23 protein-coding genes are annotated in these 24,147 nt (G+C 66.7%); 10 read left to right on the top strand and 13 right to left on the bottom strand.

Annotation, left to right across the window (positions count from 1 at the left end; translation table 11 throughout):
* Nucleotides 1–24: 24 nt before the first annotated feature.
* Entirely contained in the window at nucleotides 25–951 is a 927-nt protein-coding gene (locus shn_RS10150) for an ABC transporter ATP-binding protein (RefSeq protein WP_064330294.1), read from the top strand.
* Complete coding sequence (locus tag shn_RS10145; protein WP_064330293.1) at nucleotides 948–1,709, top strand: ABC transporter permease; 762 nt, start codon at nucleotides 948–950, stop codon at nucleotides 1,707–1,709. The genes shn_RS10150 and shn_RS10145 overlap by 4 nt, the downstream gene beginning before the upstream one ends.
* Here shn_RS10145 and shn_RS10140 read toward each other — a convergent pair.
* The 3 genes from shn_RS10140 to shn_RS10130 are packed head-to-tail and all read right to left on the bottom strand — an operon-like array spanning nucleotide 1,706 to nucleotide 3,443.
* Complete coding sequence (locus shn_RS10140) at nucleotides 1,706–2,404, bottom strand: TIGR02281 family clan AA aspartic protease (RefSeq protein WP_064330292.1); 699 nt, start codon at nucleotides 2,402–2,404, stop codon at nucleotides 1,706–1,708. The genes shn_RS10145 and shn_RS10140 overlap by 4 nt on opposite strands.
* Nucleotides 2,401–2,622 carry a DUF1289 domain-containing protein gene (locus shn_RS10135; protein WP_064330291.1) on the bottom strand — a complete coding sequence of 74 codons (222 nt, stop codon included), beginning with the start codon at nucleotides 2,620–2,622 and terminating at the stop codon, nucleotides 2,401–2,403. Before shn_RS10135 ends, shn_RS10140 begins: the two co-directional genes overlap by 4 nt.
* 38 nt (nucleotides 2,623–2,660) lie before the next feature.
* Nucleotides 2,661–3,443: an adenosylcobinamide-GDP ribazoletransferase gene (locus shn_RS10130; RefSeq protein WP_064330290.1), complete on the bottom strand. Its 783-nt coding sequence runs from the start codon at nucleotides 3,441–3,443 to the stop codon at nucleotides 2,661–2,663.
* 423 nt (nucleotides 3,444–3,866) lie between these two features.
* Between shn_RS10130 and cobT the strand changes: the two genes are divergently transcribed.
* Nucleotides 3,867–4,883: a nicotinate-nucleotide--dimethylbenzimidazole phosphoribosyltransferase gene (cobT, locus tag shn_RS10125; protein ID WP_064330289.1), complete on the top strand. Its 1,017-nt coding sequence runs from the start codon at nucleotides 3,867–3,869 to the stop codon at nucleotides 4,881–4,883.
* A 100-nt stretch (nucleotides 4,884–4,983) separates the two neighbouring features.
* Complete coding sequence (locus tag shn_RS10120) at nucleotides 4,984–5,361, top strand: diacylglycerol kinase (RefSeq protein WP_064330288.1); 378 nt, start codon at nucleotides 4,984–4,986, stop codon at nucleotides 5,359–5,361.
* 142 nt (nucleotides 5,362–5,503) lie between these two features.
* Here the strand turns inward: shn_RS10120 and shn_RS10115 are convergent, their stop codons facing one another.
* Nucleotides 5,504–6,319, bottom strand: coding sequence for a methyltransferase (locus shn_RS10115; protein WP_064330287.1), 816 nt, complete (start codon nucleotides 6,317–6,319; stop codon nucleotides 5,504–5,506).
* A 129-nt stretch (nucleotides 6,320–6,448) separates the two neighbouring features.
* On the opposite strand from shn_RS10115, the gene shn_RS10110 reads away from it, so the two are divergent.
* Complete coding sequence (locus shn_RS10110; protein ID WP_064330286.1) at nucleotides 6,449–7,177, top strand: DUF2270 domain-containing protein; 729 nt, start codon at nucleotides 6,449–6,451, stop codon at nucleotides 7,175–7,177.
* Nucleotides 7,178–7,190: 13 nt separating this feature from the next.
* Here shn_RS10110 and shn_RS10105 read toward each other — a convergent pair whose 3' ends face one another.
* From shn_RS10105 to shn_RS10090, 4 genes are all read right to left on the bottom strand, one after another.
* Nucleotides 7,191–7,457, bottom strand: a complete 267-nt coding sequence (locus tag shn_RS10105) for an usg protein (RefSeq protein WP_064330285.1) — start codon at nucleotides 7,455–7,457, stop codon at nucleotides 7,191–7,193.
* A 145-nt stretch (nucleotides 7,458–7,602) separates the two neighbouring features.
* Nucleotides 7,603–8,433 (bottom strand): ABC transporter permease, encoded by an 831-nt coding sequence (locus shn_RS10100; protein ID WP_064330284.1) that lies wholly within the window; start codon nucleotides 8,431–8,433, stop codon nucleotides 7,603–7,605.
* Nucleotides 8,430–9,233, bottom strand: coding sequence for an ABC transporter permease (locus shn_RS10095; protein WP_064330283.1), 804 nt, complete (start codon nucleotides 9,231–9,233; stop codon nucleotides 8,430–8,432). The genes shn_RS10100 and shn_RS10095 overlap by 4 nt, the downstream gene beginning before the upstream one ends.
* 169 nt (nucleotides 9,234–9,402) lie before the next feature.
* Nucleotides 9,403–10,185, bottom strand: a complete 783-nt coding sequence (locus shn_RS10090) for an ABC transporter substrate-binding protein (RefSeq protein ID WP_064330282.1) — start codon at nucleotides 10,183–10,185, stop codon at nucleotides 9,403–9,405.
* Nucleotides 10,186–10,525: 340 nt separating this feature from the next.
* On the opposite strand from shn_RS10090, the gene shn_RS10085 reads away from it, so the two are divergent.
* Together shn_RS10085 and shn_RS10080 are read left to right on the top strand one after the other, a co-directional pair.
* A complete protein-coding gene (locus tag shn_RS10085; RefSeq protein WP_064330281.1) occupies nucleotides 10,526–12,580 on the top strand; it encodes an OmpA family protein in 2,055 nt (684 codons plus the stop codon).
* 164 nt (nucleotides 12,581–12,744) lie between these two features.
* Complete coding sequence (locus shn_RS10080) at nucleotides 12,745–14,724, top strand: OmpA family protein (RefSeq protein WP_064330280.1); 1,980 nt, start codon at nucleotides 12,745–12,747, stop codon at nucleotides 14,722–14,724.
* A gap of 60 nt (nucleotides 14,725–14,784) precedes the next feature.
* Here shn_RS10080 and mobB read toward each other — a convergent pair whose 3' ends face one another.
* The 3 genes from mobB to shn_RS10065 all read right to left on the bottom strand — a co-directional run bounded on the left by mobB (nucleotide 14,785) and on the right by shn_RS10065 (nucleotide 17,002).
* Nucleotides 14,785–15,306, bottom strand: coding sequence for a molybdopterin-guanine dinucleotide biosynthesis protein B (mobB, locus tag shn_RS10075; protein WP_064330279.1), 522 nt, complete (start codon nucleotides 15,304–15,306; stop codon nucleotides 14,785–14,787).
* Nucleotides 15,303–15,938 (bottom strand): molybdenum cofactor guanylyltransferase MobA, encoded by a 636-nt coding sequence (gene mobA, locus shn_RS10070; protein ID WP_064330278.1) that lies wholly within the window; start codon nucleotides 15,936–15,938, stop codon nucleotides 15,303–15,305. The genes mobB and mobA overlap by 4 nt, the downstream gene beginning before the upstream one ends.
* Before the next feature lie 155 nt (nucleotides 15,939–16,093).
* A complete protein-coding gene (locus shn_RS10065) occupies nucleotides 16,094–17,002 on the bottom strand; it encodes a DMT family transporter (protein WP_064330277.1) in 909 nt (302 codons plus the stop codon).
* Between the two features lie 384 nt (nucleotides 17,003–17,386).
* Here shn_RS10065 and shn_RS10060 point away from each other — a divergent pair, with 384 nt between their 5' ends.
* Nucleotides 17,387–19,930: a methyl-accepting chemotaxis protein gene (locus shn_RS10060; protein ID WP_064330276.1), complete on the top strand. Its 2,544-nt coding sequence runs from the start codon at nucleotides 17,387–17,389 to the stop codon at nucleotides 19,928–19,930.
* 63 nt (nucleotides 19,931–19,993) lie between these two features.
* Here the strand turns inward: shn_RS10060 and shn_RS10055 are convergent, their stop codons facing one another.
* Together shn_RS10055 and moaA are read right to left on the bottom strand one after the other, a co-directional pair.
* Nucleotides 19,994–20,641 (bottom strand): DUF1176 domain-containing protein, encoded by a 648-nt coding sequence (locus shn_RS10055; protein ID WP_145925898.1) that lies wholly within the window; start codon nucleotides 20,639–20,641, stop codon nucleotides 19,994–19,996.
* 22 nt (nucleotides 20,642–20,663) lie between these two features.
* Nucleotides 20,664–21,650, bottom strand: coding sequence for a GTP 3',8-cyclase MoaA (moaA, locus tag shn_RS10050; protein WP_245337403.1), 987 nt, complete (start codon nucleotides 21,648–21,650; stop codon nucleotides 20,664–20,666).
* Between the two features lie 201 nt (nucleotides 21,651–21,851).
* Here moaA and shn_RS10045 point away from each other — a divergent pair, with 201 nt between their 5' ends.
* Together shn_RS10045 and shn_RS10040 are read left to right on the top strand one after the other, a co-directional pair.
* Entirely contained in the window at nucleotides 21,852–22,226 is a 375-nt protein-coding gene (locus shn_RS10045) for a gamma-butyrobetaine hydroxylase-like domain-containing protein (protein ID WP_064330273.1), read from the top strand.
* A 57-nt stretch (nucleotides 22,227–22,283) separates the two neighbouring features.
* Entirely contained in the window at nucleotides 22,284–24,107 is a 1,824-nt protein-coding gene (locus tag shn_RS10040) for a monovalent cation:proton antiporter-2 (CPA2) family protein (protein ID WP_064330272.1), read from the top strand.
* The last annotated feature ends 40 nt before the right edge of the window (nucleotides 24,108–24,147 follow it).

Raw genomic sequence — 24,147 nt, 5'->3', positions numbered from 1 at the left:
AAATCCCTCTCTCCGGACCCTCCCATGGCGCCCATCGTTTCCATTCGCAATCTCACCAAGAGCTACGCATCGGGGTTCCAGGCGCTCAAGGGCGTCGACCTCGACATCGAGGAGGGCGAGATCCTCGCGCTGCTCGGGCCGAACGGCGCCGGCAAGACGACGATGATCTCGATCATCTGCGGCATCGTCACGCCGAGCGGCGGCACGGTCACGGTCGCCGGCAGCGACATCCTCGCCGACTATCGCAAGACCCGTGCGATCATCGGCCTCGTGCCGCAGGAGCTGACGCTCGACGCCTTCGAGACGGTGTGGAACACGGTCGCCTTCTCGCGCGGCCTGCACGGCTGTTCGCCGAACCCGGCGCTGATCGAGCGCATCCTGCGCGACCTCTCGCTCTACGACAAGAAGGACACGATGCTGCGCCACCTCTCGGGCGGCATGCGGCGGCGCGTGCTGATCGCCAAGGCGCTGTCCTATGAACCCAAGGTGCTGTTCCTCGACGAGCCGACGGCGGGCGTCGACGTTTCGCTGCGCAAGGACATGTGGCAGCTCGTCGAGCGCCTGCGCGCCTCCGGCGTCACCATCATCCTGACGACGCACTATATCGAGGAGGCCGAGGAGATCGCCGACCGCATCGGCGTCATCAACCACGGGCAGATCCTGCTGGTCGAGGACAAGAAGGCGCTGATGGCGAAGCTCGGGCGCAAGCAGATGACCGTGGAACTGGCCGAGCCGCTGACGGCCGTGCCCGACGCGCTGTCGTCCTACGGGGTGACGCTGGCCGAGGGCGGCGGACGGCTCGTCTACGAGTTCGATGCCGCCGGCGAGCGCACCGGCATATCCTCGCTCCTCTCCGCGCTGTCGCAGGCGGGACTTCGGGTCAGGGACATCTCCACCGAGCAGAGTTCGCTGGAAGACATTTTCGTGGAACTGGTGGGAGAGGGCCGATGAACATCGAGGCGATCAAGTCCATCTACGCATTCGAGATGGCGCGCACGCGCCGCACGCTGCTGCAGAGCATCGTGTCGCCCGTCATCACCACCTCGCTCTATTTCATCGTCTTCGGCGCGGCGATCGGCTCGCGCATGCAGGAGGTGCAGGGCGTCTCCTACGGCGCCTTCATCGCGCCCGGCCTCATCATGCTGACGCTGCTCAACCAGTGCATCGGCAACGGCTCCTTCGGCATCTACTTCCCGAAATTCACCGGCACGATCTACGAGATCCTCTCCTCGCCCATCTCGATGATCGAGATCGTCATCGGCTATGTCGGCGCGGCGGCGACCAAGGGGCTGATCGTCGGCACGATCATCCTCGTCACCGCCTCGCTCTTCGTCGACATCTCGATCAAGCATCCGTTCATGATGGTGCTGTTCTTCGTGCTGACGGCCGTCAGCTTCAGCCTGTTCGGCTTCATGATCGGCATCTGGGCAAAGGACTTCGAGCAGCTCAACCTCTTCCCGATGCTGATCATCCCGCCACTCGTCTTCCTCGGCGGCAGCTTCTATTCGATCGACATGCTGCCGCCCTTCTGGCAGGCGGTAAGCCACTTCAACCCGGTGCTCTATCTCGTCTCCGGCTTCCGCTGGAGCTTCTACGAGATCGCCGACGTGAGCCCGGTCGTCAGCCTCGTGACGGTGCTCGGCTTCCTGGCGGTGTGCCTGACGATCACGGCCTGGATCTTCAAGACCGGCTACAAGCTGAAGAACTAGTCCTTCAGCCGCAATTCGTCGCGCGTGATCTCGATCGAGCCGAGCGTTTCGAGGAAGCTCATGCCGAGCAGGCTCTGCTCCAGCCGGCCCCGTTCGGTGACCATGCCGCGGATGGTGCCGCGCAGGATGGGGCCGATGGCGACCTGGCGCAGCGTGACGGGCGCGGCGAGCGCCCGGCCGTTGGCGGTGGACACGTCGATGGAGAAGACGAGATTGTCCGGGTTGATGCCGAGGCGCATGGCGTCCTCATAGGACAGCACGACGGAGCTTGCGCCGGTATCGACCAGCATGCGCAGCGGCGTGCCGTCGATCGTCACGTCGGCCTCGTAATGGCCGGAAACACCCTTGTGGATGACGAGGATCTGTTCGCCGCTGGCGCTGGTCGTCACCACGGCGCGGCCGGGGATGAGGCCGGCGGTGAGGCGGTTGCCGACTTCCTGCAGGTCGAAGCGGTAGAGGTAGCCGGTGGCGAGCAGGAGGATGATCACCAGCCAGATGCCGGCCTGGCGGATGCTTTCGCCCCATTGCCGCCGCCCGGCGAGGACCCCCGCCGCCATCATGGTGGCGATCGCCGACAGGGTGACGAGGCGGCCGAAGTCGTTGTTGTCCATGCCCATGGTGCGGCCGCTGTCGTGATTGAGGACCAGGGCGCCGAGGCCGACGGCGAGGATGCCGAGAAGGACGTAGAGCCTCATGCTTCGTCGCGCTCCCGGGCCATGCGGGCGCGGCGGGTCTCGCGCCGCGGCTTGCGCTCGACGGTGGCAAGGCGGGCCGGCAGCTCGGCCATGATGGCGCGGCGCTGATCGGACGAATAGAGCGTCCAGGCGCCGATTTCATCGCGCGTGCGGCCGCAGCCGAAGCAGTAGCCGGTCACCATGTCGATCGAACAGACGAGGATGCAGGGCGATTCCATCGCGGCTCCTGAAAATTGTCTTTTCCTATATCGGCAGCTCAGAGCGCCAAGGCAAGGGCGAAGAGCACTGACATTTCCGCGAGCTGCTGCGTGGCGCCGATCGTATCGCCCGTATGCCCGCCGATCTTGCCGAGGGCGAGGCGGTTGAAGGCGATGACGGCCGCGACGGCAAGGACGAGCGCCAGAACGAGGGCAAGCACGCTGCCATGCGGCAGCAGGAGGGCGGAGGCGAGGAGGATGCCGCTTGCGAGCGCGACGATGGTCGCGCCGCCGTCCGGCTCGCCGACCGAGGCGGCGACGCCGCCCTGCCGGGCGGGCGGCAGCAGCGACCAGTGCCAGACCATGGCGGTGCGGCTGGCCGCGGCGACGGCAAGCAGCGCCATGCCGAGGCCGGACGGGCTGAGGGCGGCGGCAAGGGCGGCGATGGCCGCGGCGCGCAGCCCGAAGGAGAGAATCAGCGCGACGGCGCCATAGGAGCCGATGCGGCTGTCCTTCATGATGGCGAGCGCGCTCTCGCGGTCCCGCCCGCCGCCGATGCCGTCGGCGCTGTCGGAGAGCCCGTCCTCGTGCAGCGCGCCGGTGACGAGGACCTGCACGGCGAGCGTGGCGAAGGCGACGAGCAGCGGCGGCGCATGGAAGGCCGAGAGCAGGGCGGCAAGGGCCGCGGCGGGCAGCACGATCAGGACGCCGGCGAGCGGAAAGGCGCGCACGGCGCGCGACAGCCGCCCGTCATGGCCGATGAAATGACGCTGCGGCACCGGCACGCGCGAGAGGAAGGCGACCGAGCGGGCGGTGTCGTCGATATAGTCCTGAATGGCCAAGTGAGTCCCCGTTAATGGAAAGGGGGTGCTGTGCGGGGTGGATCCTCGGGTCAAGCCCGAGGATGACGGAGGAGGGGGCGGTCGGCGACAAAAGCGATGCCACGACCGCTGCGAGGCTGCGTCGGGCGCTTGTGCGCTCCCTGACCGCTTACGGACCGTCTGGACCGTGCCTCACCCCTGCCGCCAGCCTTGCCCGTTCCTGCGCATGCCTGCACAAGTCTCCGGGCCGCCCTGGCACTTCCCCAAACTCCGTCATCCTCGGGCTTGACCCGAGAATCCACCCGCACGGCACGCCGCCAGACGTCCCATCCGCAAAACGCGCCGCCGGCCGCCGCAAATGCGGTTGTCGGATTCGCGCCCTGCCTCTATTAGGAGACACCAAACACCCGCCTTTGAAAGCCGAAACTTAAGGAATTCCCCAAGATGAGTGCCAGCGGCCTGCCGTTCGATGATTTTCGTGAATTGCTGCGCAACCTGCCCGGTCCCGATTCGGCCGCGCTGGTGGCGGCGCGCGAACGCGACAGGCAGCTCACCAAGCCGCCGGGCGCGCTCGGCCGGCTGGAGGAGATCGCCTTCTGGCTCGCCGCCTGGACCGGCCGTCCGCCGGCCGTGACGCGCCCGCTGGTCGCCATCTTCGCCGGCAACCACGGCGTCACCAAGCAGGGCATCACGCCCTATCCGTCCTCCGTCACCGCGCAGATGGTGGAGAATTTCGCGGCCGGGGGCGCTGCGATCAACCAGATCTGCGTGACGCACGATCTCGGGCTCAAGGTCTTCGACCTCGCGCTCGACTATCCGACCGCCGACATCACGGAAGAGGCGGCGCTCTCCGAGCGCGACTGCGCCGCCACCATGGCCTTCGGCATGGAGGCCGTCGCCGGCGGCACGGACCTCCTGTGCATCGGCGAGATGGGCATCGGCAACACGACGATCGCCGCGGCGATCAACCTGGCGCTCTACGGCGGCACGGCGGAGGAATGGGTCGGGCCCGGCACCGGTTCGGAAGGCGCGGTGCTGGAGCGCAAGGTGGCGGCGGTGAAGAAGGCCGTCGACTTGCACCGCGCGCATCTTTCCGACCCGCTCGAAGTGCTGCGCCGCCTCGGCGGCCGCGAGATCGCGGCGATGGCCGGCGCCATCCTCGCCGCGCGCATGCAGAAGATCCCCGTCATCCTCGACGGCTATGTGGCGACGGCGGCCGGCGCGATCCTGCGTGCGGCCAATCCGGCAGCGCTCGACCATTGCCTTATCGGCCATGTCTCGGCCGAGCCGGGGCACCTGAAGTCGATCGAGAAGCTCGGCAAGACGCCGCTGCTCGCGCTCGGCATGCGGCTCGGCGAGGGCACCGGCGCGGCGCTTGCCGCCGGCATCGTCAAGGCGGCGGCGGCCTGCCATTCGGGCATGGCGACCTTCGTTCAGGCGGGCGTCAGCAACCGGACGTAACGGGCGGCCGGCAAAAAGCCTCAATGGCAGGATTGAGACCTCGAAACACGCCCGTCACACGGGCGTGTTCCATGAGAGCGGCGACAACGGGATTGCGGGAATGGGTCAGGCACCAATCGAGAAGAAGACCGGCATCAGCCATCTGTTCGCGGCCGCGACCTATTCGGCGGCCGGCGCGCGGCGGCTGCTCGGCGAATCCGCCTTCCGCCACGAGCTGATCGCCTTCGGTGTCGCCATGGTGCTGTTCGCCGTCGTCGGCGCCTCGTTTTTCCAGTATGTCGCCATGGCGATCCTCTTCCTGCTGATGATCGCCTTCGAGGCGCTCAACACGGCGATCGAGGAGATCGTCGACCGCGTCTCGCCGGAAATCTCGGAGATGGGCAAGCACTCCAAGGACCTCGGCTCCTTCGCCGTCTTCTGCCTCATCGTCGCCAATGCCGTCTATGCCGGCTATGTGGTGGCGTCGAAGTTCATCTGAGCGGTTTCGGGCAGGCCAGTCCGCGTCTTTCGGCCACCAGCCTGCATGGCCGGGTTAAGGAGTGGGATGCGGCGCGCGGTGCGTCGCCTTCGCCGCAACCTCTCTCCTTTCGTCGTCCCCGGGCTGGCCCGAGGATCCAGCGTCAGCCGCGGTATTTCGCCAGCACGAGATGGCCGGGGATGGGTTCGCCTTCTTCGAGGCGCACGGTGATGTCGGTGATCTCGACGATGTCGAAGCCCGTTTCCTCGAGGCGCTGGCGGACATAGGCGGCGGCGTGGGCGAAGCGCTGGTGCGGGCCGACCATGAAGGGGCGGCCGGCGAAGGTCGCGTCGGGCAGGGTTTCGGAGGAGAAGATGAAATGGCCGCCGGGCAAGAGGTTTTCGGCTGCGCCGAAGAACAGCGGTTCGAGCGCGCCGAGATAGGGCAGCACGTCCGTCGCGGTGATGAGGTCGAAGGGCTCCTCTTCGTTGTCGTCGAGGAAATCGACGGCCTCGGCGACGTAGAGCGTCTCGTAGAGATCCTTGTCATGGGCGATCTCGACCATGTTCTCCGAGAGGTCGATGCCGGTGATGTCCTCCGCCATGTCGCGCAGCGCGCCGCCGGTCAGCCCCGTGCCGCAGCCGAGGTCGAGCACGCGCTTGAACGGGCCTATCCCCAGCGCCTGGAAGCGCTGGCGCACGGTGAGCGGCACGCAATAGCCGAGCTGGTCGACGAGCACGTTGTCGAAGACCTCGGCATGCTGGTCGAAGAGGGTGGTGACATAGGCGTCGGGCGCCTTTTCCGGCGTGTCGCCGCGGCCCATCGCGGCAAGGCGCACGGCGGCGCCGCCATGGTCGTCCGGATCGAGCGCCAGGACCTCGGCATAGGCCTTGGCGGCGGCATCGAAATCGCCGGATTTTTCCAGCGAAAGGGCGCGGTTGTAGGCTTCCGCGAGCGCGTCTTCGTCGATCTTCTTCATGGGCGTGTCTTACGGCCCGGCCAGGGCTTTGGCAATGGCGCCCTTCGGGCGCAAATAGGCATTTATCAATTGCCGAAAGAGGCGCATGATCGTCTTCCCAAAACCAAAAAGACCATTGGGAGGAATGACATGCCCGCCGATACGCCCCCTTTCCCGCTCTCCACCGACACGAAACGGACCGGCAGTCCGGCGCTGCCGGCGACGCCCGTGGAGACGATCAACACGATGGTGCACTACTATCGCGGCGAGCTCGGGCGCATGGCCGGCTGGCGCGACCGCATCGACCGCACCTCGAACTGGGCGATCACGGTGGTGGCGGCGCTGTTGTCCGTCTCGCTCTCCACGCCGACCTCGCATCATGGCGTGCTGCTCTTCGCGATATTGCTCGTCTCGCTGCTCCTGATGATCGAGGCGCGGCGCTACCGGTTCTTCGACGTCTACCGGGCGCGGGTGCGCCAGCTCGAGCGGTTCTACTTTGCCGAAATCCTCAATCCGCGCGCCACGCTGGACCGCGACTGGGCCGCGCCGATCGCCAAGAGTCTGCGCAAGCCGGAATTCCTGATCAGCTACCGCGACGCGGCCTGCCGGCGGCTGCGGCGCAACTACTGCTGGCTCTACCTCATCCTGCTGCTCGCCTGGGCGCTGAAGATCTCGTCCTCGATGATGCAGAGGCCGGCGACGGCGGGCAAGGACATGACGCTCGCCTTCGAGCACGTGGTCGCCAATGCGGCGCTCGGGCCGGTGCCCGGCGGCGTGGTGATCGCGCTCGTGCTGCTCTTCTATGCCGCCGTCCTCTATTTCTCGCTGAAGGTGGACATGTCCGACAGCGAGCTGTCGCACGGCTCGGTGCACGTCTGACCGTTGCGGTGCCTCAGTTGAGGATGAACTCGCCCTTCAGCGCCCGCCATTCCGTCGCCGAGATCAGCCGGCGGTGGACGTAGCGCACCGAGTGCAGCGGTCCGTCCAGCTTCTCCTGCCAGAACTTCAGGAAGCTCTTCATCTCCGGGAAATCCGGGGCGAGATCATAGTGCTGCCAGATATAGGTCTGCAGGAGCTGGGGGTGATCCGGCATGCGGTAGAGGATCTGGGCCGTGGTCATGCCGTAGCCCTTGAGCTGCATTGCCATGTCGTTCGTCATAGGGACCTCATTGCGTGATGAATGATGGTCCCTATGATTGAGCGCCTGCAAGGTTAATGAAAAGTTTAATTTCGATCCGGAACGGGAATATTTCTGTGAAATCAGGTGCTTGGCAGCACGTTCATGCGAGTGCTGCCAAGAGGTATCAGCGCTTCAGGTGGCGCGTCAGGCGCAGTTCCAGCCAGGCCCAGAGGTTGCGCAGGAGCTCCACCATCAGCAGATAGAGCAGCGCGGCCCACAGATAGGCCTGGTAGTCGAAGGTGCGCGAGAAGGCGCGGCGGGTCTCGCCCATCAGGTCGAAGACCGTGACGATGGCGACGATGGCCGAGCCCTTGATCATCAGGATGATCTCGTTGCCATAGGGGCGCAGCGCGACGATGAGCGCCTGCGGCAGGATGACCTTGAAGAAGGCGACCTTCTTGGGCAGGCCGAGCGCGTCGGCGCCCTCGTGCTGGCCGCGCGGCACGCTCTCGATGGCGCCGCGCAGGATCTCGGCCTGGTAGGCGGCGGTGTTGAGCGTGAAAGTCAAGAGCGCGCAGTTCCAGGCGTCGCGGAAGAACCACCACAGGCCCCAGGCCTTCAACTCGGCGGAGAAGCTGCCGAGGCCGTAATAGACGAGGAAGAGCTGCGTCAGCAGCGGCGTGCCGCGGAAGAAGTAGACATAGCCGTAGGCGAGCCAGGAGAAGACCGGATTCTTCGACATGCGCGCGAAGGCGAGCGGCAGCGAGATGAGGCCGCCGAGCACGACGGAGAGGCCGACGAGCAACAGCGTCACGCCGAGGCCGGAAAGGTAGCTCGGCCCATACCGGGTGAACTTTTCCGGATCCCAGCCGCCGACGATCATCAGGAAGACGCCGACGGTGAGCGCCAGCCACACGCCCATGAAGATGTTGCCGAAGAAGCGGCTGGCGGTGAAGGGCTTTGGCGGGGTTTCCGGCGGGGCCTGCGGCGGGATGAGGGTGGTGACGACGCTCATCGGGCGACCTCCGAACGTTTTGCCCAGCCTTCGATCGCGGAGAAGACCAGCGAGGAGAGGAAGGCGAGGACGAGGAAGAGCAGGCAGGCGATGGCGTAGAACTGGAAGGCTTCCTTCGTCACGCGCGCGGCGACGCCGGTCTGGCGCAGGATGTCCGGCAGGCCGATGACCGAGACGAGCGCGGTGTCCTTCAGGAGCGCCATCCACAGATTGCCGAGGCCGGGCAGGGCGACGCGGATGAGCTGCGGCAGCACGATGAGGCGCATGGTGCGGCCATGGTGCAGGCCGAGCGCATAGCCTGCCTCGTACTGGCCGCGCGGGATGGCCTTGAAGGCCGACAGCAGCACTTCCGAGCAATAGGCGGAGAAGACGACGCCGAGCGCGATCATGCCGGCGAAGAAGGCGTTGATCTCGACCGCGCCGCCATAGCCGAGCGCGGCCGCCAGGTTCTGCACGAGGATCTGCAGGCCGTAATAAACGATGAAGAGCGTCAGGAGCTCCGGCAGGCCGCGGAAGAGCGTCGTGTAGATATTGGCCGACAGCCGCAGCGACTTTTCTTCCGACTGCTTGGCCAGCGCGATGAAGAAGCCGGCGACGAGGCCGACGGGCAGGGTGGCGATGGCAAGGCTTGCCGTCACCAGGAAGCCGAAGGCGATCTCGTCGCCCCATCCGGCATTGCCGCAGGCGAGCAGCGTGCCGCCCGCAAAGAGATTGAAGATGCCGATCGGTCCGCAGAGGGGATCGATGATCCCGAGAATTGCGGATACCGCCTCGACGATGGCGGTGAAGAACCCGCTCATGCCAGAAGAACCCCCGATGCGCCTTGCGCTTCTTGTCCGGGCGCGTGATGCACCCGCCTTTTCTTATGTGCAAGTTCTCAAACAAAAGGAGCGGGAGAGCAAGCCCTCCCGCCCGTGCATTCTCGTGATGGGGTCAGAAAAAACCCGCATGACACGGACGTGCCGCGGATCAGTCGCCGTAGACGTCGAAGGGGAAGTACTTGGCGTTGATTTCCTGGTACTTGCCGCTGGCGCGGATCGCCGCGATCGCCGCGGTGAACTTGTCGGCCAGCTCCGTTTCGCCCTTGCGCACCGCGATGCCGGCGCCTTCGCCGTTGATGACCGGGTCGACCGGCAGCGTGCCGAGCAGCTTGCAGCAGGCGCCGTCATCGGACTTCAGCCATTCAGAGAGCACCACCACGTCGTCGACGACGGCGTCGATGCGGCCGTTGGCGATGTCGAGCTTGTACTCGTCGGCCGTCGGATACAGCTTGACCTCGGCATCCTTCATGTGCGCTTCGGCATAGTTGGAGTGGGTCGTCGAGCCCTGCGCGCCGAGCGTCTTGCCGGCAAGGGCCTCCGGAGTGGCTTCCGTGATCTCGCTATCCTTCGGCACGACGATGGCCGGCGGCGTGTTGTAGTACTTCTTGGAGAAGTCGACCTTCTCCTTGCGCTCGGCGGTGATCGACATGGAGGCGATGATCGCGTCGAACTTCTTGGCGATGAGCGCCGGAATGATGCCGTCCCAGTCCTGCGTGACGAAGGTGCACTCGGCCTTCATTTCCTCGCACAGCGCCTTGGCGATGTCGATGTCGAAGCCGGTCAGCGTGCCGTCGGATTCGAGGTTGTTGAAGGGCGGGTAGGCGCCTTCCGTGCCGATCACGATCTTCTCGCCTTCAGCCATCGCGGAGGACGCGAAGAGGGCGATGACCGCAGCCGAGGCTGCGAGCGTGAAACGTTTGGAAATACGCATGTTGATCCTCTCTGTTGAAGGCGCTCGGGTTTTTCTTGTTGTCCGGGCCTTGAAGTGAAGCGGGCAAGGGTTGCCCGCTTGGCGCGATAATCGACCGGTTTTCGCCCAAAAATCAACTGGATTCGCGCCGTCTTTCCGCCCGGTTTCCCCGACAATTTCATGCGCCCCCTCTGGCCGGGCGGCGGGCGCGGCCTATCTCGCGTCTCACCAGGCGTCGTTCAGGCGGGGTTAAGGCGGCGAATGCCAGGCCTTGGAAGGATTGTGACGGGCACGTCAACGGCCGGAAGAGCCGGGCTGCCCCTCTTTTGAGAACAAGACGGGACACCGTGAGGACAAAACGATGACTTTCCGCTCCAGACTTTTTGCAACCGTGGCGCTCCCGGTCCTGTCGACCGCGCTGATCGCGACGCCGGCGCTGGCCGATGCCCTGATGAAGCCGTTCGAGGTTGCCCAGGAAAGCACCGGCGAGGGCCAGCCGAGCGAGGAGGAGCTGCTGCTCCAGCAGCAGCAACAGCAGCAGGACGAGGCTGAGCGCGCCGCCGAGGAAGAAAAGCAGCGCCAGGCCGAGGAACAGAAGGCCGCCGAGGAGGCGGAACGCGCTGCCGCCGAGGAGAAGGCAGCGGAAGAGGAGGCCCAGCGCGCGGCGGCGGAGGAGCAGAAGGCGGCTGAAGAAGCCGAGAGGGCTGCAGCCGAGGAGAAGGCTGCCGAAGACGAGGCGCAGCGCGCTGCCGCGGAAGAAGAGCAGCGCCAGGCCGAAGAGCAGCAGGCTGCCGAAGAGGCGGAGAAGGCCGCGGCCGAGCAGAGGGCGGCCGAGGACGAAGCGCAGCGCGCCGCCGCCGAGGCAGAGCAGCAGCGGCAGGCGGATGAACGGCAGGCCGCCGAGGAGCAGAACGCACAGGAGGAGCAGACGCCGGCCGAAGAGCAGCAGGCCGAGCAGCCCGCGCAGCAGCCGGATGGCGGCGCTTCGCAAACGACGGCGGGCGAGCAGCCGGCCGCGGGCGAAGATGAACAGCCGGCAATTGTCGAAACGCCGGCCGAAACCGGCACGGACCAGCCTGCCACGGCCGAGACCGGCGAGACGCCGGCGGCCGAGCCGGTGCCCGACATCGTCGACACAATGAGCGAGGAAGAAAAGCAGGAGATCGCCGAGGACCCGGCCAGGACGGACGAGACGGTCGTGCTGCCGGTCGAGAACGGGGCCGCCGTGCTCGACAGCGACAAGGACGCCGACAATGCCGGCGGCCAGACCAGCCGCGAGGACCGCCGCAGGAAGCGCGAGGAGCTGCGCGCGCAGGAAGAGGAGGTGCCGGTTCCCGACACCGACGACGCGGCCCAGGCGACGATCTCCGAGGAGGTGCGCGAGGCCGTGCCCGGCAGGATCGAGGCCGCGATCAGGGAAGAGGGCCAGCGCGTGGACGCGGCGCCCGACTTCGCGGTGCCGGAGACGACCAACATCATCAACAACACCGTGATCAACAACACGGTCATCAACAACAACACCGTCAACAACACGACGATCGACAACAGCACCACCAAGGTGAACATCGTTGAGCGCTTCGAGAACCGCACGGTGCTGGAGGTCGGCGACCGGCTGATCGTGCGCGGCGACGACCGTCCGCGCCTGCGCCGTGATTCGGAAGAGGTCTATTACGACAACCTCGCCCGCGGCCGTGTGCGCGAGACGATCGTGCGGCCCGGCGGCGTCCGGATCGTGACGATCTACAACCGCTACGGCGACATCATCCAGCGTTCGCGCGTCGGCCTCGACGGGCGGGAATACATCCTCGTCTATGCGCCGGAGCTGGAGGACGATTCGCCGCGCCCGGGCCTCGTCGACATCGGCTATGAACTGCCGCCGATGCGCCTGCGCATCCCCGTCAGCGACTACATCATCGACACGTCGAGCAATCCGGACCGGGATTACTACGACTTCCTCGCCGAGCCGCCGGTCGAGCGCGTCGAGCGGGTCTATACGATCGACGAGGTGAAGCATTCGGCGCGCCTGCGCGACAAGGTGCGCCGCATCGACCTCGACACGATCACCTTCGCCACCGGCAGCGCCGACGTGCCGATGTCGCAGGCCCGCACGCTGCGCTCCGTCGCCGAGGCCATGCAGAAGGTGCTGGACAGGGATCCGGGCGAGACCTTCCTGATCGAGGGGCATACGGATGCCGTGGGATCCGACGCGTCCAACCTGGTCCTCTCGGACGAGCGGGCCGAATCGGTCGCCAGCCTCCTGACGGACGTCTACGGCATTCCGCCGGAAAACCTGCAGACCCAGGGCTATGGCGAACGCTTCCTGAAGGTGAAGACGCAGATTGCCGAGCAGCAGAACCGCCGCGTCACCATCCGCCGCGTCACCACGCTGGTGCGTCCCATGGCGCGGGCGAACTGATCGCACCGTCATGCGTTTACGACGGGGCCGCCGGCAAGCTGCCGGCGGCCCTTGTGCATTCAGCGCGGATTCATCTGCCATGGATTAGCGTCTTGCGTACAAACACAAATCCGCCCCAAACCCCGATGCAATAGCGTGGAATGCTGGCAAACGAGGAAACGCCAATGCTTAAAAGAACGAGACTTCTGGCAACGGTGGCCCTGCCCATCGCGTCGCTGTCGTTTATCTGGCAGCCGGTCGAGGCCGCCGTGATGCGGCCGGTGCTGCCGCTGGTCGAAAAATCCGACGTGACGACGGTGCAGGCCGGGGAAGGCCAGTTCGGCGACGACCTGCTCATCCCGAAGCGCCGCAACCGCGAGGACCAGGGCAACGGCAACGAGGGCCGGCAGGACCGCAAGCGCAATCGCGAGGACGAAGGCGGCGGCAAGAACAACCGCGAGGCCAAGGAACAGCTCGACCGTCAGCGCGAGGAGCGCCGCCAGCAGGAGCGCAGCAAGAGGCAGCGCGAGGAACAGCGCCAGCAGGATGACCAGCAGAAGGCACGCGAGGAGCGCCGCCAGCGCGACGCGGACCGCGACCGGCAGCGCAAGGAAGAGAATCAGCAGCGCAACCGCGAGGAGCGCAGCAAGAAGCAGCGTGACGCCGAGCGGGAGGAACAGCGCCGGCAGGACGACCAGCAGAAGGCACGCGAGGAGCGGCGCCAGCGCGATGCGGAACGTGACCGCAAGCGCCAGGAAGAGACCCAGCAAGGCAACCGCGAGGAGCGCCGCAAGAAGCAGCGTGACGCCGAGCGGGAAGAACAGCGCCGGCAGGACGAGCAGCAGAAGGCGCGTGAGGAGCGCAGCAAGAAGCAGCGCGATGCGGCGCGCGAAGAGCAGCGCCAGGGCGAGGAGCAGCAGCGCAACCGCGAGGAACGCAGGCGCGAGGCCGAGCGCGAGCGCAAGCGCCCGGACGAGACGGCGGGGCGTCCGCGCCGCGAGCGGGACAAGGAGCGCGAGCGCATCGCCCGCGACCCGTCGCGCACGACCGGGACGATCGAGCTGCCGTTCATCGACGGCGCCGCCGTTCTCGACAGCGACAAGGACTGGGACAACCGCCGCGACCGCTCGCGCGAGGAACTGCGCCGCGAACGCGAGGAAAAGCGCCGCGACGTGCGCGTGCGCGTCCCCGAATCCGACCGCGATGCACAGGTCGGCTGGGAAGGGCGTGACCGCATCCGCTACGAATCGGGCGACCGGGAGCGCGGCGAGCGGCGCGACCGCCGGCCGCGCTACGAGGAACGCGACGGCTGGCGCGTCCAGCGCGAGGTCGACAACCGCTTCGTGATCAATTTCGGCGACCGCATCATCGTGCGCTCCGACGACGGGCGTCGCCTGTCGCGCCGCGCCACGGATACCTATTACGAGGACCTGCCGAACGGCCGGGTGCGCGAGGTGATCGAACGGCCGAACGGCGACCGCGTCGTCACCATCCGCAACCGCTACGGCGAGATCATCCAGCGCTCGCGCATCGACGGCCGCGGCCGGGAATATGTGATGTTCTACGCGCCGGAGATCGACCGCGACAGCCGGCCGACCTTCGTCGATCCCGGCGAGCGGCTGCCGCCGATGCGCCTGACGATCCCGGTCGATGACTATATCGTCGACACGTCCGCGGAAGGAAGCATCGACTACCGCGACTTCCTGGGACGGCCCCCGGTCGAGCCGGTCGAGCGTGTCTATTCGCTCGACGAGGTGAAATATTCGGCCCGTATCCGCGACAAGGTGCGCCGCATCGACCTCGACACGATCACCTTCGCCACGGGCTCGGCGGAGATCTCGATGAACCAGGCCGCGACGCTGCGCAGGGTGGCCGAGGCGATGAACGAGATCCTCGACAAGGATCCCGGCGAGACCTTCCTGATCGAGGGCCACACGGATGCCGTCGGGTCGGACGAATCGAACCTCGTGCTCTCCGACGAGCGCGCCGAGGCCGTCGCCAACATCCTGACCGACGTCTACGACATCCCGCCGGAGAACCTGGCCACCCAGGGCTACGGCGAGCGCTTCCTGAAGATCGCCACGGACGCCGCCGAACAGCTCAACCGTCGCGTCACCATCCGCCGCGTCACCCCGCTGGTGAAGCCGGTGGCGATGGCCGAGTGACCGGTCGGCCCTGACGTACGCAAGGCCGCGGGTTTTGCCCGCGGCCTTTTTCGTCGCGGCTCAATGTTCCGGGGTCTTCAATCCCGTCACCGCCACGACGAAGTCGGCGATCGTCGCCGTGTCGTCGAGGTCGAAGACGGGCAGGCCCGCGTCCGGGACGGGGTGGTCGGCGGCGATGGCGGTGATGTGGGGATCTTCGGGGGCGAGCGGCGTCCGGTTGGCGGCCTCCAGCCGCCGGGCCTCGATCTTGGGGATCGGCTCGCGCTTGTAGCCTTCGATGAGAACGAGGTCGCAGGGCGCCAGGCGCGCGAGGATTTCCTCGAAGCTCGGCTCCGGGGCGCCGCGCAGCTCGTGCATGATGGCGTAGCGCGTGCCGGAGACGATGGTGACCTCGTGGGCGCCGGCCTGGCGGTGGCGATAGCTGTCGGCGCCGACCTTGTCGATGTCGAAGTCGTGGTGGGCATGCTTGATGGTGGAGACGCGGTAGCCGCGGGCGACGAGTTCGCTCACCAGGCGCACGGCAAGGCCCGTCTTGCCGGAATTCTTCCATCCGGCAATTCCGAAGATCTTCGGTCGTGTCATCGTTCCAGCACCCAGAGCCAGTTTTCCGCCTCGTCGAGATCATCCGGCGTGTTGATGTTGAAGAAGGGATCGAACTCGCCGCGCGAGGTCTCGATCAGCGGGAAGGTGATTTCGCGGGCCTGGTGGCGCTCGAGATAGCTGCGCACGCGCAGCGCCCCGCCGCCTGCCAGCCATTCGGCGAGATCCGTGGCGAGGGTGACGGGCCAGAGGGCGAAGACGGGGTGGAGGCCGCTGACCGAGCGTGCCACCGCGATGCGCTCCGGCGTGTCGACGACGCGCGACAGGCGAGCGACGAGATCGGTCGGGAAGAAGGGGCTGTCCGTCGGAACGGTGGCGACGTGGCTCGCCTCGGGATGGTGGCGCCGCGCATAGTCGAGGGCGGCGAGCACGCCGCCGAGCGGGCCGGCGCGGGCGGCATCCAGATCGGCAAAGACCGGCAGTTCCTCGCCGCGCTCGAAGAGGACCGGGCCGTTGGCATTGACGGCGACGGCCGAGACCTGCGGCTTGAGGCGTCGCGCCGCACGGTCGATGAGGGCCGCGCCGCCGAGGCGGATGCGCGCCTTGTCCTGCCCCATGCGGGAGGAGAGGCCGCCGGCCAGGATCACGCCCACTATCGCATGCGTCGCTGTCATTTCGCTCCCATCGGCAGGTTTCGCCGTTTTCGTCTAGAGCATTTTGCGGCCGAGCGTAATCACCTTGCCCTTGTCATCATCGCAAAACCGCTGCGCGTTTTTGCGCGGGCACGCTCTGAAGACAGATGGAGCGGCAGCGGCGGCGCGCAACCCTGTCAGGGCGATTCCGGTTTCGATTCCTGTGCCACGGCCTCCACGTCCCGGCGGCGGTTTTCCCGGTAGAAGGTGTAGAGGCCGGAGGCGACGATGATGCCAACGCCGACGGTCATCCAGAAATCCGGCACCTCGCCGAAGAACAGGAAGCCGATGGCGATCGCCCAGATGAGGCTCGTATAGCGGAAGGGCGCGATGAAGGAGATCTCGCCGGTGCGCATGGCGATGACGATGGTCTGGTAGCCGACGAGCAGCAGCACGCTGGCGGCGGCGAGGCGGACGAAGGCTTCGCCGGAAACCGGCTGCCAGCCGCCCATCGGCACGATCATCACCGCGCCGGTGACGGTGATCGACGCCGCGGTGATGACGCTGATGAACAGCGACGGCACGGACCGGTCGATGCGGCGGGTACACAGATCCCGCGCCGCCGCGCCGACGACCGAGGCGATGACATAGACGGCGGCGAGCGAAAAGCCCTCCGGGCCGGGGCGGATGACGATCAGCACGCCGGCAAAGCCGGCGATGATGGCCAGCCACCGCCGCCAGCCGACCTTCTCGTTGAGGAAGAGCGCCGCGCCGAGCGTGACGGCGAGCGGCAGGGCCTGGAGGATCGAGGCCGTGTTGGCGAGCGGCATGGCGCCGAGCGCCGAGACATAGGCGAGCGAGGCGAGGATTTCGGCGGCGATGCGCAGCGCCACGGCCGGCTGCAGCACGATCCGCCAGGAGCCGAGCGCGCCCATCCACCGGGCGATGGCGACGACGAGCACCGTGGTCATCAGCCCGCGCACGAAGAGGATCTGGCCGGTGTTCATGTCGCCGGTGACGGACTTGACGAGCGCGTCGTTGCAGGTGAAGCCGATCATGGCGATGGCCATGAACAGGGCGCCCTTGGCGTTGGCGGTGGTGGTCATGCAGGTGATTCCAGGCGAGTCTTCGCCCTTCTTAGGCACAATGCCCGCCGTATGCCATCACCCTGGCGGCTGGAACAAACGGGGCGATTGCCGCACGGAGCGGCAGTTGCGCGAAATCCGTGCAGAAAAGTATGATGATTTGGGCGCAAAGGCTTGAATTCCTGCCGCTTTGCCGAAGGAATTCATTAAGCTTCCCCACCTATCGTTGCGTCATCCCAATGAGCGATCGCATGATGCGACGGGTGAGGGCGGGCCGCCTGATGCAAGATCGGCCGAAGCCTTGAATCAGCACCGGCCGCGCTCCGATGACGAGCCTGAGCGGCCGTTTCGGCTTTGAGGAACACCCGACGGGATCTTGGTCGTCATAAAAACGTCGGGGAACCCATGTCCTTCATCGACCGCCTGCTCCAGCAGCGCCGCATCGTTACCAAGGTGCTGCTGTTCGTCATTCCTCTCGTCGCGCTGATCGCGGGCATCGGCCTTGTCGGTTACTTCACCGCGAGCACGCTGAACGGCCACATGACGGTGACGCGCGAGACGATCAACAGTCTGTCGCATTTCCAGAATCTCCGCACCGGCTTGCAGGACTTCGTCGACAGGCCCGGCGAGGCGACGCGGGCGGCGCTCGGCGCGCGCATCGACGAGCAGGAGGCCGGTATCAACGATCTCGATGCCCTCCTGCCCGATGCGGCCGAGAAGGCGAAGATCGCCTCGGTGGTGGCGCTGGCCGGGACCATGCGCGAGCAGAGCGAAACGCTCTGGTCGATCGACCAGGAGCGCAACGCCGTGACGGCGGGGCTGGAGGAGGCGCTGGCGACGATGGCCAAGGACGGTGCCTTCGCCGAAAAGCAGATCGGTGTCATCCGCAACGAATCGGGCGAGAAGGAAGCCTTCGCCAAGGCGCTGCTGTTCGATGCCGCCGCCTATCAGGGCCTTGCCGAACGCATCGGCAAGTTCCGCAAGCCGGTGGCGCTCGCCATGAAGGCGGAGGACAAGGTCAAGGCGGCCGAGACCTACCTGCCGCAGCTCCTCAAGCAGCTCGACGAATCCCGGGCGATCGCCTCGCCGAAGGCGCTGGAGCAGATCAAGCCCTTCGAGGCCGAGCTCGCCAAGGTCAAGGACATCCTGGCCGGCAGCGACGATGCGGAAGCCAAGAAGACGAAGTTCGTGCCCGTTCTGACCAAGCTTTCCAAGTTCGACGCCGACTTCCTCAAGGAGGCCGGCAAGAATTCCGACACGGCGGCAAAGCGTTTCGTCGGCATGGATGCCGAGATCGCGCTCCTGAAGACGCTGATCACGCTGATGGGCGACACGTTCAAGGGCATCGACGAGACGCGCCTGCATATCAGCGAGCTGCACCGCAAGCTCGACCAGCCGAGCCGCGACGCCGTGCTGGCCGACGTGAAGGCCGTCGCCGGCAGCGCCGCCGAGCTTGCCAAGCTTGGCACGAAGAACGCCGCCCTGCGCGACCTCTCGCAGAAGCTCGCCCCGTCGCTCGCCAGGATCGAGCAGGGCACCCAGGACCTCATCTCCGTCGGCGAGAAGTGGCAGGCCGCGCGCGCCGCCGCCTATGCCTCCGTCGCCGATGCCAGCCAGACGCTGGAGCAGTTCGTCTCCAGCGCCCAGGAGGCGGGCAAGAAGGACAGCCAGCGCTCGGCCAACGTCTCGATCATCGCCATGGTCGCCGGCACGCTGCTCGCCATCATCGGCGGCCTGATGCTGGTCGAAACGCTGCGCGGCCCGCTGAAGCGGGTGACGGAAGCCATGTCGCGGCTGGCGAGCGGCGACCTCGACATCAGCATCGACGGCCGCAACCGCGGCGACGAGATCGGCGACATGGTGCGCTCGGTCGCCGTCTTCCGCGATGCGGCGCGGGAAAACATCCGCCTGGAGCAGGAGGCCGAGGCCCAGCGCCAGATGACGGCCGAGGAGCAGGCGCGCCGCGCCAGCGAGCAGGCCCGCATCGAGGCGGAGCAGACCGAGGCGCTGACGGCCCTGTCGGATGTGCTCGGCCAGCTTGCCGCCGGCAACCTGGAGGAAAGCATGACGGAGGCGCTGGCCGCCGAATATGTCGCGATGGCGCGCACCTACAACAATGCGGTCGAGGCGCTGCGCGTCACCCTGTCGGACGTGCGCGCGACGACGATGGAGATCAATGGCGGCACGGGCAACCTCGCCACCTCCGCCGACGATCTCGCCCGCCGAACCGAACAGCAGGCGGCGGCGCTGGAGGAAAGCTCGCGGGCGCTGCGCCAGCTCACCGACATCGTGCGTTCGACGGCCGAAAGCGCCCAGAAGACGGCGGTGTCCGTCGACGAGACGCACAGCTATGCGAAACGCTCCGGCGAGGTCGTGGCCAAGGCGGTGGACGCCATGGGCGAGATCAACCGGTCGTCGGAGAAGATCAGCACGATCATCGGCGTCATCGACGAGATCGCCTTCCAGACCAACCTGCTCGCGCTCAATGCCGGCGTCGAGGCGGCGCGGGCCGGCGAGGCGGGCCGCGGCTTTGCCGTCGTCGCGCAGGAGGTTCGCGAGCTTGCCCAGCGCTGCGCCGGTGCCGCCCGCGAGATCAAGGGCCTGATCTCCGACAGTTCGGCGCAGGTCCGGAACGGCGTTGCGCTCGTCACCGAGACCGGCGAGGCGCTGACCGTCATCAACGAGCACATCTCCTCGATCCATGCGCTGGTCGGCCAGATCGAGGCGGCCGCCGCCGCGCAGTATGACGGCATCAACGAGGTGAACCAGGCGGTGCACCAGGTCGAGCTCATTACGCAGCAGAACGCGGCGATGGTGGAGGAGAACACGGCCGAGATCCACGGCCTGCGCCATCGCGTCGAAGTCCTCAACCAGAAGATCGACCACTTCAAGACGCGCGACCTCGATACGCGCGAGGGCGGTTATTACGGGCAGCACCACGCGGCGTGATGCGCCTGCCATCAACGAAAACGGCCGGGTGGACGCCCGGCCGTTTTCGTTTGCGCCGTTTCCTTACTTGCCGGCCTCGTAGACTACGTAGCTCTCCGGCACCGTGGGGTCCGGGTCGCCGTAGGTGGGGTCGAACTCGAAGCGGGTCAGCGTGAAATCGCCGTTGCGGAAGACCCATTCGCCGCTGTCCCAGGCGTCACCGATGCCGCGCCAGGCGGTGTGGCTGGTGATGGTGCGGGTCTTCTCGTCGAAGCTCGCATTGACCAGCAGCGCGGTGGCGCGGAAGCCGCGGATCTTCGGCTCGGCGGTCAGCCGGCTGTTCTCCCCGTTCGCATATTCATAGGCAAGGTCCGGCGTGGCGAAGGCGATGAGTTTCGGCGTGTCGCTGTTGCCGGTCTTCAGGACGAAGGCATTGCGGATGTTGTAGGCGCCCGAGCCGCAGAACAACTGGTAGAGCTCGGCCTCGATGTCGGGACCGTTCGGATCGTAGCCGGGCTTGTAGGCGAAGCGGTAGAGGGCGTGGCCGAATCCTTCCGCCTCGGGACCGACCATCGGCACGTCCTCCATGCCGTTCATGTCGCAATCCGCGCCGAGGGCGGCCCTGGCGACCGCCTCGGCGGCGGCGATGCCCTCCGGCCGCTCGGCGGCAAGGCCGAGGGAAGGAAGGGCGGCGACAAGGAGGGCGGGGAGGAGGGCCGGAAGGACGTTCACCAAAACCTCGCTTTCGGCGGGGTCAGCCGCCGGTGACGCTCATGTGGCGGGCGACGGCCGGGCGGTTGCGGCGGTCGATGACGAAATCGTGGCCCTTCGGCTTGCGGGTGATCGCCTCGTCGATCGCCTGCGAGAGCAGGGCGTCGTCGTCGGAGGCCCGCAGCGGCAGGCGCAGGTCCGCCGCATCGTTCTGGCCGAGGCACATGTAGAGCGTGCCGGTGCAGGTGAGGCGCACGCGATTGCAGCTTTCGCAGAAATTGTGCGTCATCGGCGTGATGAAACCGAGCCGGCCGCCGGTCTCGGCGACCGTGACGTAGCGCGCCGGGCCGCCGGTGCGGTAGGCGTTCTCCGTCAGGGTGAAGTCGTCTTCGAGGCGGGCGCGCATCTCCGACAGCGGCATGTAGCGGTCTGTGCGGTCTTCCTCGATCTCGCCCATCGGCATGGTCTCGATGAGGGTGAGGTCCATGCCGCGGCCATGCGCCCAGCGCATCAGATCGGGGATCTCGCGGTCGTTGAAATCCTTCAGCGCCACGGCGTTGATCTTGATGTGGAGGCCGGCGGCCTGCGCGGCGTCGATGCCTTCCAGAACCTTGGAGAGGTCGCCCCAGCGGGTGATGGTCCGGAACTTCTGCGCGTCGAGCGTGTCGAGGGAGACGTTGATGCGGCGCACGCCGCAATCGGCAAGCTCGGCCGCGTGCCGGGCGAGCTGCGAGCCATTGGTCGTCAGCGTCAGTTCGTCGAGGCGCCCGTCATGCACCTGGCGGCCGAGTTCGCGCACGAGATGCATGATGTTCTTGCGCACCAGCGGCTCGCCGCCGGTCAGCCGGAGCTTGCGCACACCCTTGGCGATGAAGGTGGAACAGAGCCGGTTCAGCTCTTCCAGCGTCAGCAGGTCCTTCTTCGGCAGGAAGGTCATGTTCTCCGCCATGCAATAGGTGCAGCGGAAATCACAGCGGTCGGTTACCGACACGCGCAGATAGGTGATGGCGCGCCCGAAGGGGTCGATCATCGGTGCGTCGGACTGCGCGATCGGGTTCGCGCCACCCAGCGGGCCTGCATACGAATTCAAAACACGTCCTCCATTGCCGACATGTCGTGTGCCCGGGGCGCAGCGTCAAGCCGGTGCGGCGATTATGACAGCATTTTGCGCCTTGCGCATCCTCGATCTGGCGCATAGTCCTTCGCGACAACAGACGGGAAAGGAAACGGGATGAGCGATCTGTGGCCGACAGAACTGCGCGTGACGAAGGACCGCCAGCGCCTCGTCGTGACCTTCAACGACGGCGCGCGCTTCGATCTTTCCGCCGAACTCCTGCGCGTGCTCTCGCCCTCGGCGGAAGTGCAGGGCCACGGGCCGGGCCAGAAGGTGACGGTGCCGGGAAAGCGCAATGTCGCGATCATCTCGATGACGCCGACCGGCAATTATGCCGTGCGCATCGGCTTCGACGACCTTCACGATACCGGCATCTATACGTGGTCCTATCTCCGGGAACTCGGGGAAAAAGGCGCGGAACTCTTCGCCGCCTATGAGCGCGAGCTTGCGGAGAAAGGCATGAGCCGCGATATTTCGGAGAAACCGCGGTAACATGTCGGACTGCCTGACGAAGGTAGCGTCCACCCACAAACGAACGGGAGATGCCCCTTGGCAGGCGAAGCGAATGCAAATGATCTCACCCAGGTCGTCGTGCTCCTGGCGGCGGGCGTGGCGGCCGTGCCGGTCTTCAAGAAGATCGGCCTCGGCTCGGTGCTCGGCTATCTCGCCGCCGGGCTGGTGATCGGTCCCTTCGGGCTCGGCTTCTTCGCCGATCCGCAGGCGATCATCCATGTCGCTGAGCTCGGCGTGGTGATGTTCCTCTTCATCATCGGGCTGGAGATGCAGCCCTCCCGGCTCTGGGGCATGCGCAAGGACATTTTCGGGCTCGGCGCGATCCAGGTCATGGGTGCCATGGCGGCGCTGACGGGCATCGGCGTGTCGATGGGCTTTCCGCTCATTCCCTCCTTCGTCGCCGGCACCGGCTTCGTCCTCACCTCCACCGCCATCGTCATGCAGATGCTGCAGGAGCGCGGCACGATGTCGACGCTGAAGGGCCAGCGCATCATCGCGATCCTGCTCTTCGAGGACCTTGCCATCGTGCCGCTGCTGGCGATCGTCACGCTGCTCGGCACGGGGGCGGCGGCGACGGATGCCTCCGACCGCTGGCTTTCCATCGGCATCGCCATCGGCGCCATCGTGGCGCTGGTGCTGGCGGGGCGCTACCTGCTCAACCCGCTCTTCCGGGTGCTGGCGGCCTCCGGCGCGCGCGAGGTGATGACGGCGGCGGCGCTGCTCGTGGTGCTCGGATCGGCGCTCGCCATGCAGGTCTCCGGCCTCTCCATGGCCATGGGTGCGTTCCTTGCCGGGGTGCTGCTCTCCGAATCGAGCTTCCGCCACCAGCTCGAGGCCGACATCGAGCCGTTCCGCGGCATCCTGCTCGGCCTCTTCTTCCTCGGCGTCGGCATGGCGATCGACCTTGGGGTGATCGCCGCCAACTGGCAGCTCGTGGTGGCGAGCGTCGTCGGCTACATGATCGCGAAGCTCCTCCTGATCTACGTGGTCGCGCGCCTTCTCGGCACCTGCCATGCCGAAAGCCTGGAGCGCGCCGTGCTGATGGCGCAGGGCGGCGAATTCGCCTTCGTGCTCTATGCCGCGGCCGTTTCCGCCGGCATCCTCAACGGCGAGGAGAACGCCATCCTGACGGCGACGATCATCATCTCGATGGTGCTGACGCCGCTGATGGTCATCCTGCACGACCGCATCGTGCCGAAGCAGCAGCCGTCCACCGAGGGGCTGACCTTGCCGGAAAACGTCGAGGGCACGGTGCTGATGATCGGCTTCGGCCGCTTCGGCCAGATCGTCAGCCAGCCGCTGCTCGCCCGCGGCTACACGCTCTCGCTGATCGACAAGGATGCCGAGTTCGTGCGCGATGCCGCCGATTTCGGCTTCAAGGTCTATTACGGCGACGGCGCGCGCATCGACATCCTGCATGCCGCCGGCGCCTCGACCGCCAAGGCGATCCTCATCTGCCTCGACGACAAGGCGGCGGCGGTGAAGATCGCCGAGATCGTGCGCGAGGAGTTCCCGCTCGTGCCGATCCTGGCGCGCGCCTATGATCGCGGCCATGCCGTCGACCTCGTCCATGCCGGCGTCGACTTCCAGATCCGCGAGACCTTCGAATCGGCGATGGTGTTCAGCCGCGAGACGCTGAAGGCGCTGGGCGAGGACGAGGATCTTGCCGCCGAGGTGGTGGAGGAATTCCGCGACGTCGACCGAGAGCGGCTGGAGCTGGAAATGGTCGGCGGCATCTATGCCGGCCGCCAGCTCATCCGCGGCAACGCCCAGCCGGCCGACATCGTCGCGGCGCGCACCGCCCGCGAGCGGGCGGCGGAGGAGGAGCGGCACCGCCGCGAGCAGGAAGAGGCGAGCTGAGGCCGCCAGATCCGCCGGGGCGATGGGAACGTGTCTTGCC

The organism is Shinella sp. HZN7 (assembly GCF_001652565.1).
Lineage (GTDB): Bacteria > Pseudomonadota > Alphaproteobacteria > Rhizobiales > Rhizobiaceae > Shinella > Shinella granuli.
This window is presented reverse-complemented; position numbering and strand designations above follow the sequence as displayed.

Excerpts from the sequence above, each read along its gene's own strand:
- shn_RS10150 (WP_064330294.1), top strand. The coding sequence starts at position 25 with ATGGCGCCCATCGTTTCCATTCGCAATCTCACCAAGAGCTACGCATCG.
- shn_RS10145 (WP_064330293.1), top strand. The coding sequence starts at position 948 with ATGAACATCGAGGCGATCAAGTCCATCTACGCATTCGAGATGGCGCGC.
- shn_RS10140 (WP_064330292.1), bottom strand. The coding sequence starts at position 2,404 with ATGAGGCTCTACGTCCTTCTCGGCATCCTCGCCGTCGGCCTCGGCGCC.
- shn_RS10135 (WP_064330291.1), bottom strand. The coding sequence starts at position 2,622 with ATGGAATCGCCCTGCATCCTCGTCTGTTCGATCGACATGGTGACCGGC.
- cobT (WP_064330289.1), top strand. The coding sequence starts at position 3,867 with ATGAGTGCCAGCGGCCTGCCGTTCGATGATTTTCGTGAATTGCTGCGC.
- shn_RS10120 (WP_064330288.1), top strand. The coding sequence starts at position 4,984 with ATGGGTCAGGCACCAATCGAGAAGAAGACCGGCATCAGCCATCTGTTC.
- shn_RS10115 (WP_064330287.1), bottom strand. The coding sequence starts at position 6,319 with ATGAAGAAGATCGACGAAGACGCGCTCGCGGAAGCCTACAACCGCGCC.
- shn_RS10110 (WP_064330286.1), top strand. The coding sequence starts at position 6,449 with ATGCCCGCCGATACGCCCCCTTTCCCGCTCTCCACCGACACGAAACGG.
- shn_RS10105 (WP_064330285.1), bottom strand. The coding sequence starts at position 7,457 with ATGACGAACGACATGGCAATGCAGCTCAAGGGCTACGGCATGACCACG.
- shn_RS10100 (WP_064330284.1), bottom strand. The coding sequence starts at position 8,433 with ATGAGCGTCGTCACCACCCTCATCCCGCCGCAGGCCCCGCCGGAAACC.
- shn_RS10095 (WP_064330283.1), bottom strand. The coding sequence starts at position 9,233 with ATGAGCGGGTTCTTCACCGCCATCGTCGAGGCGGTATCCGCAATTCTC.
- shn_RS10090 (WP_064330282.1), bottom strand. The coding sequence starts at position 10,185 with ATGCGTATTTCCAAACGTTTCACGCTCGCAGCCTCGGCTGCGGTCATC.
- shn_RS10085 (WP_064330281.1), top strand. The coding sequence starts at position 10,526 with ATGACTTTCCGCTCCAGACTTTTTGCAACCGTGGCGCTCCCGGTCCTG.
- shn_RS10080 (WP_064330280.1), top strand. The coding sequence starts at position 12,745 with ATGCTTAAAAGAACGAGACTTCTGGCAACGGTGGCCCTGCCCATCGCG.
- mobB (WP_064330279.1), bottom strand. The coding sequence starts at position 15,306 with ATGACACGACCGAAGATCTTCGGAATTGCCGGATGGAAGAATTCCGGC.
- mobA (WP_064330278.1), bottom strand. The coding sequence starts at position 15,938 with ATGACAGCGACGCATGCGATAGTGGGCGTGATCCTGGCCGGCGGCCTC.
- shn_RS10065 (WP_064330277.1), bottom strand. The coding sequence starts at position 17,002 with ATGACCACCACCGCCAACGCCAAGGGCGCCCTGTTCATGGCCATCGCC.
- shn_RS10060 (WP_064330276.1), top strand. The coding sequence starts at position 17,387 with ATGTCCTTCATCGACCGCCTGCTCCAGCAGCGCCGCATCGTTACCAAG.
- moaA (WP_245337403.1), bottom strand. The coding sequence starts at position 21,650 with ATGATCGACCCCTTCGGGCGCGCCATCACCTATCTGCGCGTGTCGGTA.
- shn_RS10045 (WP_064330273.1), top strand. The coding sequence starts at position 21,852 with ATGAGCGATCTGTGGCCGACAGAACTGCGCGTGACGAAGGACCGCCAG.